Source organism: Veillonella sp. ACP1 (genome assembly GCF_000286635.1).
In the GTDB taxonomy this organism is placed as follows: domain Bacteria; phylum Bacillota; class Negativicutes; order Veillonellales; family Veillonellaceae; genus Veillonella; species Veillonella atypica.
The window spans coordinates 1-11,648 of the sequence record NZ_ALKL01000004.1; the positions used below are offsets into that span (position 1 = coordinate 1).

An 11,648-nucleotide genomic window follows, 5' to 3' on the forward strand; every position below is an offset into this window, starting at 1 on the left:
GATAGCTTATAAATAGAGGCCACCTTTCATCCAGTCTCGATGCCGAGATTGGATCGTATGCGGTATTAGCAGTCGTTTCCAACTGTTGTCCCCCTCTGAAGGGCAGGTTGATTACGCGTTACTCACCCGTTCGCCACTAAGATTGATAGAAGCAAGCTTCCATCGCTCTTCGTTCGACTTGCATGTGTTAAGCACGCCGCCAGCGTTCGTCCTGAGCCAGGATCAAACTCTCCAAGATATCTTGAAGCTATTTGAATAGCTCATTATGTGTTGTCGTTACATTTAAGTAACTTTGAATTATGGTTGGTTTTGACTTTGTCAAAACCCGCACTCTGGCATATGTTCAATCATATGATTGATTACCTATCATTGTTCAGTTTTCAAAGATCTGTACCAGTCAGACCAGATACTATCTAGCTCCGAAGCACTTTCGTTTGAAGTGTTTCACCAACTGGCGACTAGATTATAATAACATGTTGACCATTCAGTGTCAAGCACTTTTTATAATCTTTTTTAGAATTTTGTAATTACCTCTATGTGAGGGATTTACATAAAATTCCAAAATAATTAACAAAGAATCTAGATTGTATCTAGTATTTCCTCATTAAGAAACAGTCGCCTCAACGACTGTATGGTTATTATAGTACAAACCACATACCTACGCAACCCCTAATTCTCATTTTTACAAAACTTCACTTTTGACTCATTTTTCAATAAAATATATTGATTTTACGCAATCTATTTTGTACAATATACTTAACTTACGATGATATACATGAATACCATACTTATAAAGATATACATGTCATATTTTAAGGGGTATTTCCCCCGTTCTTTTAATACTATATAAGGAGAGATATATGAAATTCTCAAAACGCTTATTCACCAAAACAGTTGCTTTGGCTGCTATTTGTGCTTCTGTGGCTACAGCGAGCTTTGCAGCACCACAAGGATCTTTTGATACATCTGAGATCCATGTTACAGGTCAGGCTTCCCGCTCTGTGGCGCCTACCTATGCAATACTCACACTAGGCATTACAAGTGAAAACACAAATATTAATGCCGCTAAGTCAAATAATGATCGCATCATGAGCGACCTTATTAGCAGACTTTCAAATTTAAATGTTGCAAAAAAAGATGTTTACACGTCTAATATTTCAGTTAGTCCTACTAATGATTACCAAGAGGGTAAACGCGTTAATACAGGATATAGAGTATCCAACCTTGTAACGGTTAAAATCAATAACTTGGATAGTGTAGGTAAGGTCGTAGACGCAGCTGTCAATGCTGGTGCAAATGACATAAACAGCCTTTCATTCCAAAACGACACATCTCAACAGCTATCCGATTCTTTAACTACAGAAGCCATCCAAAACGGTCAACACAAGGCTGAGGTAATTGCTGCTGCTCTAGGCCGCACCTTAGGTCCTGTAAAAACTGTAAACATTAGCAACACAGAAACAAGTACATTCGACCAAGGCTACTATCGCAGTGCCAAAGTGCTTGCTGCAAATCTTAGCACTTCTACACCTGTTGAAAAAGGATCGTTAATCGTATCTCAAGATGCAGATATTGTATACTATCTACAATAACAACTATTGTTTATAGATTGTTAGTTACATGCTATGTCCATTACGTTTTAGCAACATAATCGACTATGGTCTATAATCAATTACTTTCAAACAACAAACATAACAAAAGACCGTATAACATACGATACTAACTATGTTATACGGTCTTTATTTTTGTATTATTTTGTAGTGGATTCTGGCACAACACCTTCGTGAACCGCCACAATGCCACCAGTTAATTCAGTATAGGTAGCATTTTCATAACCTAGAGATTTCCAGATTTCTAAAATCTCGCTTTGATGAGGATAGCGACGCAAGGATTCAGGCAACCAGGCATAGGAAGAATTATCCTTACTTAATTTGCCTATAATAGGTAATATATAGGAGAAGTAGAAATTATATAATTGCTTAAACCCAAATGCACTTGGCTTAGCTAATTCCAAGACTACCACCTTGCCGCCTGGTTTTACAACGCGTTGCATTTCGGATAGCACTTGTTTAATATCAGGTACATTACGCATTGCAAAGCCACTCATAGCCGCATCAAACGTATTGTTCGCATAAGGCAAAGCCATCGCATCGCCTTGGACCAGGTTCACTTGGTCTAACAGATCCGCGTGAGCCATACGCTCACGACCTTGCTCTAACATTTCTGCATTAAAGTCTAATGCTTCTACTGTCAAAGTCGGCTCTTGGCGCAATGCTTCTTTCGTAAACACACAAGTACCACAAGCTACGTCCAGCACATGTTGATAAGGTCCAATATTCATTTCTTTAACGGCGAACTTACGCCAGAAATAGTCTTGCCCAAAGCTGAGCAATGTATTCATCAAATCATAATTTTTGGCAATATTAGAAAATACACCTTGCACAAATTGTTCTTTGTCTTCATACGTGTTAAATTCTTTAGTATTCATGGTACCCACTTTCATAATCAAGAATATCACATGTTGACAGTATACCATAACCAACGATGACATTCTAGAACTTAGACGAATTCTAATATATATACTATATATACAAAGAATTACAAAATGTTCACATAGAAAAAAATGCATCATATAATTAGTATTTATCTATTGAATTATAACAATGTTCGTTATATAATGACATATGTCTTTTCTATGAGGATTTATTATTTCTCTTCGATAAACGACAGAATTCATTGTTTTATGTAGTCTAATTAAGTATTGGAGTCTATTATGAATCGATTTATGAAATCCATTAATAGAGTCAGCCTCATCCAACAAATCATCATCGGTATGATTATCGGTATTTTGACGGCTCTCTATGTCCCTGATATTGCAAACGAATTATCGCTATTAGGGGTATTATTTGTTGGTGCCCTCAAAGGTATTGCACCAATTCTTGTCTTCTTCTTAGTCATCGCGGCGATTAGTAAACATCGCTCCGGACAAAAAACAGGTATGGGCTCCGTAATTACGCTCTATCTATTAGGTACATTCCTTTCTGCTGCACTTGCCGTACTCGTGAGCTGGTTCTTCCCAACTACATTACATCTAGCAGCTAGTGCCGCTGATGCAGCGCCTCCACAAGGCATTGCGGAAGTCATGAAAACTTTACTCAAGAATATCGTTGATAACCCTGTAAAAGCATTAATGTCCGCTAACTACATCGGCATTTTAGGCTGGGCTCTTATCATCGGTGGTGCTCTACGTCATGCACCTATGAATACAAAAGAAGTAATGGAATCCATCTCTCAAGCAATTACGACTGTAGTAGGTTGGATCATCCGCTTCGCACCTCTTGGTATCATGGGTCTTGTGGCTGATTCCATCGCAACAAATGGTATCGAAGCACTTATCAGCTACTTCCAACTTCTCGTATTACTCTTAGGCTCCATGATTTTCGTTGCCTTGGTAATCAATCCACTGTTATCCTTCATCTACTTACGCCGTAACCCATATCCATTGGTGTTCAAATGTTTGCGCGAATCTGCTATCTATGCGTTCTTTACACGTAGCTCCGCAGCCAACATTCCTGTCAACCTTGACTTGGCTAAACGTTTGAAACTTAACCCTGATATGTATTCCGTATCCATTCCATTGGGTGCAACTATCAACATGGGTGGTGCTGCAATCACAATTACTGTTATGACATTAGCAGCTGCTCATACATTGGGCATCATCGTAGATGTACCTACAGCTATCCTTCTATCCGTTATCGCTACTATCGGCGCTTGCGGCGCTTCTGGCGTAGCAGGCGGCTCCTTGCTTCTCATTCCGTTGGCATGTTCCCTATTCGGTATCTCCAACGATGTGGCTATGCAAGTAGTAGGCGTTGGTTTCATCATCGGGGTATTACAAGACTCCACAGAAACAGCACTCAATTCCAGTACAGATATTCTCTTCACTGCTACTGCAGATTATGCAAAACGCGGTTATCACGAAAACTGGGATTAAACCATCATATAGAACAAGACGATCCATGAGGTCGTCTTTTCTTTTTGTGAATGTTTCTCCTTGCGCCAACTTTCACTAATAACAAAAACAGTATATTTTCTATATTGATTATTTTCAATATAATAGGTATAATAGATTTGATGATAATAACTATTAATAGATAGCAATAGAAAGGAATCAACATGAAACAATACGATATTATTGTAGTGGGTACAGGTGGTGCAACCATCGTTGCTGACGCTGCTATAAAAACAGGTAAAAAAGTAGCTATCATAGAAAAAGGTAAATTCGGTGGCACATGCCTAACTCGTGGTTGTATTCCTACGAAGGTTATGGTAACAGCTGCGAATGCTATACAAGAGGTAAAAGAGTTCGGCAAAATAGGCGTCAATGTTGGTGATGCAACAATGGATTGGGGCACTGTAGCTAAACGTACATGGCATATGATTGACAAGTCTGCAGGCATCTATGATTACTATAACGCTTATGACAACGTAGATGTATATCGCGGTGCTGCAAGCTTTGTGTCCGATAAGGTGATGAACATCCACCTCAATGACGGCTCTGGCATCGTAGAAATTACGGCCCCAACCATCGTCCTTGGCACTGGTGGTTACAGTAATATTCCAAATGTATCTGGCTTACAAGAGGCCGGTTATCTATCTAGTGAAAGCCTCTTTGGCAACAAATTTCCTAAACAACCGTACAAATCCCTTGCCATCTTAGGCGCTGGTCCTATCGGCGTAGAGTTCGCTCATGTATTTGACTCTGCTGGTACCGACGTAACAATTATTCAGCATAATGTACGCCTAGTACCAAAGGAAGATGCAGATATGTCCGAGCATCTCCTTAACAATTATAGAGAACGTGGTATTAACGTAATTCTAAATCAAGATACCGTAGAGGTTCGCCAAGAAGATGGCTTAAAAGTCGTCGTTACAAAAGATCGTACAACAGGTGAAATCACAGAAACTAAGGTGGAAGAAATTCTTGTAGCCGCTGGCATCCGTCCTGCTACCGAAGAGTTACATCTTGAAAATACAGGTATTGAAACATGGCCAAAGGGCTGGATCAAAACAAACGAGTTTCTTGAAACATCTGTGGACGGCATCTATGCGTTAGGCGATGTGAACGGCGAACCTGCATTCCGTCATCGCGCAAACTACGAAGCTGATATCATTGCACATAATCTTTACTTTGCCAAAAATGAAGCAGATTTCCGTTGGGCCCGCTACGACGTGTTGCCAAAAGTTACCTTCTCCTATCCTGAAATCGGTAGCGTAGGTCTTACCGAAGCAGAAGCAATTAAGGCTGGTTACAATGTAGGTGTAGGCAAAAACTTCTATTCCTCTACTGCCAAAGGCTATGCTATGGGCATTGATCCAGGCGATATAAACGATGGCTTTGTAAAAATCGTGGTCGATAAAGATACAAACCATATCCTTGGTATTCACGTGATTGGACCACAAGCCTCCATCCTATTCCAACCATACGTAAACCTCATGAACAGCGGTGTAACTCCATTGACTGCTATCAATGAAGAAATTGCGTCTGAACGAACAAAACGATTACGCAAAAAAGGCATCATGCGCAACATGGATCCTAAGTCCGTAATCACCGTTGGTGAAACTATGAGCCCACATCCTTCTCTTATCGAAGTTATTATGTGGACACAAGTGTACTACGAAAACCGTTGGTAATCGATTGTACGTAACAATATAACAGGGAGTACACATCAAATGATGTGTACTCCCTGTTTTTTCAAAAGAAAAGCCTCACCTTCTCTTTTAGTTCATCTAATTGAGTCGGTGAGGCTTGCTTTATATTATTTTTTATCCATAACGATGTCATGGCCCCATACGAGGTTCGTACGGCGTTTGTCAAAACCTTGATCTGGTTCTGGAGGTAATTTTGTTGCTTTACTTTGTTCAATGTAAGCACCTGTATTACCATCAACAGTCACTACTGTTTTCTTACCATTTTGATGCATCGTTACATAGTAATTAACTTTACCATTGTGAGCTTCAACCTTCCAGCCCTTCATAACCGCATCAGCACCTAATTGCGCTTTAGCAGCTGCTTCTGCTTGAGATGGTTCGATAACTTTATCTTTGTTGAAGATTTCACCAATAACGCGTTTAGGTTTGCCACCTTCGCTCATATCGGATTGATTACCAGTGATGATATCAATCTTCATTTTGTATTCGTGATATTTGCTATATCCAGTTACTTTGTAAGCATAGGCCAAATCATTGGAATTCAATTCTACAGAGTGCAACGCTGCATTAGGGAAACGATTTTGGAAAATCGTACCAATTTCGCTCATTGTCATAACCACAGATTGACCAGGTGCACGTTTAATTGTAATATCTGTGCTTGTTTCTGGTTTAGTCTTACGCGCTTGCGCTTCATACGGTGTGGCTACGGAAAAAACACCAACGGCCAACACACCAGTCATAACCAAAGATAGTAATTTTTTATTCATTATAATCCTCCCAATAGTAATCGGATTCTACAAACTTGTATTTTTATTTATATTACAGCTAATAAATGCTATAAGCCTTCATTAGAGGCTAAACGTTCTTCAACGTCAGTCATCAGTAATTTATAGCAAGTGGCTACTAATGGCACGCCTATAATCATGCCTGTAACGCCCATCAAACTACCGCCTATAATAACAGCGGCAAAAACCCATAAGCCAGGTAGCCCTACAGAATTACCTACGATTTTTGGGTAGATCACATTGCTTTCAATTTGATGTAAAACTTCTAAAATAATGACATAAATCAACGCATCCATAGGGCTAATGGTAAGCAATATAACTGCCCCCATCAAGCCGCCTACATATATACCCACTAATGGAATTAAACCGGTGAGACCAATAACACAGGCAATGGTCGTAGCATAGGAAATATTACAAATCCATAATGTAACGCCCACCATGATACCTAAAATCAAGGCATCGATAAACTGTCCCACAAAGAAACTACTAAATGTTTGAACAGCAACCTTGGCCACATAGGTTACACGATTCACCCACGTATCAGATGCATAGGCTTTCAAAATACGCTTACCTTGCGACATGAGGCGTTCCTTATCGAGTAGCATGTAAATGGCAAAGATAAGACCTAATGCAATATTTACGGTCCACGATAAGATAGTGCCCATCGTATTCACCACATAGGTGCCACCCTTGGTCCCCCATTCACGCGTGTAGTTAACTACACTTTCACCATTCAAGGTATTTAATACCGTAGGATTAGAGGCCAATGGAATGGTATTACTTAAATGATAAATCCAATGTTGAAAGTCTAGATATAGCTGCGGTGCTGCGGACACGATAAGTGTAATGGAATGCACTAACTGCGGCACAGCCATACGGGCAATAAAGTACACAATGAGACTAATCGTCACAAAGGATAGGATAATGCTCAACGGACGACGAATCTTATACCGCCACCCCGATTTGATACGCGGCCATAACCAGCGTTCATAGCGGACGACAAGAATATCGAGGACAAAGGCAATGCAGGCTCCTACGATAAGTGGTACAAAGGCCGTTATCAATGCATCGATGCCCGATGCTATATCGCTAATGCGCAAGGCTACTAATATCATGAGTCCTGCAAGGATAATCGCACCGATAAGCTCCTTATAATATTTAAATTTTTCCATACTAATAACTCACTTTTACTAAACACATGGTAAGTATTGTACACAATGTAAATGAAAGCTATATGACAACGATCAGATTACATATGTACAGTAGTATTTCTAATAGATTTAGTATAACACAAAAGTCCATCTTATCGCACTCAAAATATATAGAGAGACGAAAAGATGGACTTGTATGGGTTTAGATTAAATTGAGAAAGCTCAAATTAACGGTGAATGAAAACGTCTACACGACGGTTTTCAGCTTTGCCGTTTGCAGTTGCATTAGTAGCAACAGGTTTAGCATCACCATTAGCGATACCGATCAAACGGTTAGCATCTACACCATTATTTACCAAGTATTGTGCAACATCCTGTACACGGCGTTCGGACAAGCCAATGTTGTATTGAGGGTTAGCATCAGTATCAGCATTGCCCAACAATTTTACTTGGTCGTTTTTGTATTGGTTAGCAGCGTTCAATGCAGCTTGTAAGTTAGCACCTTGGTCTGCACGAGGAACGTCTTGGTCAGAATCGAAGTAGATGGATTGTACATAGTAATCAGCTTTAGCTGGTTTTTGTACAGGTGCTGCAGTGTGTTCAACTACAGGAGCTGGAGCTGGTGCTGGAGTTACAGCGATAGGTTCAGCTTTTTCAGCGCCACCGAAACGGTAGGATAAACCAACTACAGGACCTTGGAAGGATACGTTGTGGTTATCAGTTGCTTTTGTATTTACATAACGGTAACCAGCATTGATATCAAGATCATCAGTTGCTTTGTAACCTAAACCTGCTTCCCAAGTTGTAGTTTCTTTTGTACCGATACCAGCTTTGCCGTATACGTCTACTTTAGAACCTAAAGCAGCTTTACCGATAATACCAACTTGAGCGATATTGTTTGTATGTTTGATAGCATCGCTATGAATGCGACCCCAACCACCATACAATGCAAAGTTTTTGCTCAATGTTTGAATCAAGTTTACTTCTTGCATGTTGGAATCAACATGTTTAGAGTTCAAACCATGGTAACCGTATTGGATAGCAGTTTTGTCGCGCAATGCGTGAGTGATATTGCCATCGAAGTTCCATTTATGAGCAGCTTTAAAACCGTCTGCTTTAGTTTCAACGCTTGCAGCGCCAAGATCAACTTGAGTTTCACCTTTTGTAAATTGTGTTTGTGGTGTAGCACCTACAACAGAAATACCCATTGTAGCTACAGCCAATAATGCTATTAATTTTTTATTCATTGTATTATTCCCTCCATTAATCACCCTTACACACATAAGGGCTTTTTTAACGATAATTCTATTGTATACAATTCTTCGAAAAAAATCAATATTCTAATGAAAGCCTTATGAATATATACAAATTTTCGGTCATGTCAACGATATTATTCGATATAATTGTATGAAAGTAAACATGAAGCTTCCCACTTGCTTTACTTTGTGTGAAAGCTCACATAAAATTCTATAGAATATGATATACTAGCAATAGAATAGTTGTACGTAGTTATAAGGAGGAACCATGAGTAAAACAGCCTATGTAGTACGTCATATCCACTTTGAAAACGCTGGTATTTTAGAACCTTTATTAATAGAACGCGGCTTTACCTTAGAATATATTGAGGCCCCCCTTGCTGACTTTAATCAGTACGATGCAACTAAGGCAGATCTTGTCATCGTCTGTGGGGCCCCTATTGGCGCATACGACGAAGAAATCTATCCTTTTTTAACCGATGAAATCAAGTTTATTAAGGACCGCATCGATAGTAAAAAACCATTACTCGGCATCTGTCTTGGGGCGCAACTTATTTCCCGCATCATGGGCGGCCATGTGGGCCCTATGAACCATAGCAAAAAGGAAATCGGCTTTGGACCATTGCGTTTAACTGCTGAAGCGCAACATACACCACTAACCCTCTTAGGCAATACGCCTGTTCTACACTGGCATGGCGATGAATTTGACATTCCAGAAGGCGCCGTTCGCCTTGCTGAAACAGACCTCTGTCCTAACCAAGCCTTTTCGATTGGCAATCATATTTTAGGATTGCAATTTCACCTAGAGGCAGATCCGACCGTTATTGAAAGCTGGCTTGTGGGCCACTGTGCAGAGCTATGTAATGCGGGCATTGATATTCCTAGAATCCGCAAAGATGCACGAGTATTCTCCGAGTCCCTACCAGCATCAGGCAAAAAAGCTATGGCCGCATGGCTAGCATGTAATAATCTATAATTAATCTCATAAACATACTACAAGCCACCTGTTTATCTGGGGGCTTAGTCATGTGCGCACGCATATAAAAGAGGCATCGACCATTACTGGCCGATGCCTCTTTATATTCATATATATATCCCTTACATATATACGTGAAATTGATGATTTTTACAAATAACACGTTCCCCAACGTGTCATTTATTCCACATCTGTATTGTATACTATTCTTAATTAGTAGGCAAGAAGTTTTTCATAAAACTTTCATAAACTATTTTAAAAGTTTCAATGTACCTATACCACCTTATGCTGCCACGAACCGCCTATAAAACGTATGTAGGCGCAAACAAGCCGTAACGATTGATCTAAGCATAGAGAAATCCATGCCCCATATAGACCTAGACCTAATGTAATACATAGCACATAGGTAATGATTGGGCGAATAACAGCAACACTGATTAATGAATATTTCATGATATAAAAAGTGTCGCCTGCACCTTTCAACACACCTGCAAAGACCTGCTGTAGTGCTTGAGGAAAGGCAGCGATGGCCATAATGCCCATCAATGCTGTAGCCAGTGTGACAACCTCGCTTTCACGAGTATAGGCTTGTACCAGCAAATGGCCAGCACTAATAAATATAAGAGCGCTAATGAGTCCTACAAAGAGACCCATACGAGCGCCGATACGACCAAAAGCCTTCGCTAAATCAGGTCGTTTATGTCCTAAGTTTTGACCCGTATGAGAGGCGCCGGCAAAGCCAAGGCCCATAGCAAAATAATAGAATATGTCCATCAAATTCATACACACATAATGGGCAGCCAATGGTACGGCCCCAAGGGATGCCACAATCATGGTATACGTATACATACCAAAGCGTTCAAAGAACTGTTCCCCTAAGGAGCTACCCCCTACGTGAAACACCGTATGAAGTACGGAGCGCTCAAAGCGCCATTTTGACGGATGCAATAAGGTGAGACCAGTCTTGGTATGTTGCGAAATAGCTCGCAACAACAATGCTGCGATAACGGCACTACTGATGAGTGTCGAAATACCTGCCCCCATGACACCAAATTCTGGGAAAAAGGCAATACCATAGATCAAGAAGAAATTCATAATCGTATTTAAGATATTCCCTACCACATTGGATTTAAAGATAACCTTTGTGTTGCCATAGCCGATGAGGGCACCCCCTACAATTTGGCTAAAGGACTGGAATACAAGGCTCATGACAATAAATCGACCATACCAAACAGCCGTTTCAATATACCCATCCTCTGCCCCAGTAAATCGCAAAATATGCTCTAAATTAAATAAGCATATAGCGAGCAATGGAATATAGATTAAAAAATTCAGTAGAATCGATTGCTTGAGCACCGCATTCATACCATCTACATCACCTTCACCATGACGGCGGGCAATAATTGCAGTTACTGCAATCGATAAGGCACGGCAGATGACGAGCATAACCATTTCTGGTTGTCCCATAATACCTACCGAAGCCAGTGCAGAGGCCCCCAGAGAACCTACCATGGCTAAATCAATGGCCGTCATCAGCTGCATCATGAGCCCTTGCAATGTCGCAGGCCACGCAATTTTCAAGTATTTATTATATAAGTTTTTTGTAGTATCTACCGGTCCTAGTCGATCCTTCATCGGTAATATGGTATCTACTGAGAACCAGCGTTGTAATGATGTTAACATAATGACACCCCATAATAAACCCATAGAGATTACATTAAACTTCCCATAATATTACCGTATTATATCATATAACATATGAGAAGTC

9 protein-coding genes and 1 rRNA gene are annotated in these 11,648 nt (G+C 40.2%); 4 read left to right on the forward strand and 6 right to left on the reverse strand.

Annotated elements, in window-relative coordinates; genetic code table 11:
- Window positions 1-238, reverse strand: a 16S ribosomal RNA gene (locus HMPREF1151_RS01575); the annotation flags it as partial.
- A gap of 622 nt (window positions 239-860) precedes the next feature.
- On the opposite strand from HMPREF1151_RS01575, the gene HMPREF1151_RS01580 reads away from it, so the two are divergent.
- A complete protein-coding gene (locus tag HMPREF1151_RS01580; RefSeq protein ID WP_005377269.1) occupies window positions 861-1,592 on the forward strand; it encodes an SIMPL domain-containing protein in 732 nt (243 codons plus the stop codon).
- Between the two features lie 158 nt (window positions 1,593-1,750).
- Here the strand turns inward: HMPREF1151_RS01580 and HMPREF1151_RS01585 are convergent, their stop codons facing one another.
- On the reverse strand, window positions 1,751-2,488 hold the full coding sequence (locus HMPREF1151_RS01585; protein WP_038141145.1) for a ubiquinone/menaquinone biosynthesis methyltransferase: 738 nt from the start codon (window positions 2,486-2,488) through the stop codon (window positions 1,751-1,753).
- A 285-nt stretch (window positions 2,489-2,773) separates the two neighbouring features.
- Between HMPREF1151_RS01585 and sstT the strand changes: the two genes are divergently transcribed.
- Both sstT and HMPREF1151_RS01595 read left to right on the forward strand, forming a co-directional pair.
- A complete protein-coding gene (sstT, locus tag HMPREF1151_RS01590) occupies window positions 2,774-3,994 on the forward strand; it encodes a serine/threonine transporter SstT (protein ID WP_005377270.1) in 1,221 nt (406 codons plus the stop codon).
- Between the two features lie 182 nt (window positions 3,995-4,176).
- Complete coding sequence (locus HMPREF1151_RS01595) at window positions 4,177-5,694, forward strand: NAD(P)/FAD-dependent oxidoreductase (protein WP_009660828.1); 1,518 nt, start codon at window positions 4,177-4,179, stop codon at window positions 5,692-5,694.
- A gap of 125 nt (window positions 5,695-5,819) precedes the next feature.
- On the opposite strand, the gene HMPREF1151_RS01600 is transcribed toward HMPREF1151_RS01595, so the two are convergent.
- The 3 genes from HMPREF1151_RS01600 to HMPREF1151_RS01610 all read right to left on the reverse strand — a co-directional run bounded on the left by HMPREF1151_RS01600 (window position 5,820) and on the right by HMPREF1151_RS01610 (window position 8,895).
- Entirely contained in the window at window positions 5,820-6,479 is a 660-nt protein-coding gene (locus HMPREF1151_RS01600) for a PepSY domain-containing protein (RefSeq protein ID WP_005377261.1), read from the reverse strand.
- Window positions 6,480-6,547: 68 nt separating this feature from the next.
- A complete protein-coding gene (locus HMPREF1151_RS01605) occupies window positions 6,548-7,669 on the reverse strand; it encodes an AI-2E family transporter (RefSeq protein ID WP_009660824.1) in 1,122 nt (373 codons plus the stop codon).
- A 206-nt stretch (window positions 7,670-7,875) separates the two neighbouring features.
- Window positions 7,876-8,895: an OmpA family protein gene (locus HMPREF1151_RS01610; RefSeq protein WP_009660822.1), complete on the reverse strand. Its 1,020-nt coding sequence runs from the start codon at window positions 8,893-8,895 to the stop codon at window positions 7,876-7,878.
- Between the two features lie 277 nt (window positions 8,896-9,172).
- On the opposite strand from HMPREF1151_RS01610, the gene HMPREF1151_RS01615 reads away from it, so the two are divergent.
- Entirely contained in the window at window positions 9,173-9,880 is a 708-nt protein-coding gene (locus HMPREF1151_RS01615) for a glutamine amidotransferase (protein WP_009660823.1), read from the forward strand.
- 273 nt (window positions 9,881-10,153) lie between these two features.
- Here HMPREF1151_RS01615 and HMPREF1151_RS01620 read toward each other — a convergent pair whose 3' ends face one another.
- Complete coding sequence (locus HMPREF1151_RS01620) at window positions 10,154-11,563, reverse strand: MATE family efflux transporter (protein ID WP_009660827.1); 1,410 nt, start codon at window positions 11,561-11,563, stop codon at window positions 10,154-10,156.
- Window positions 11,564-11,648 lie beyond the last annotated feature (85 nt).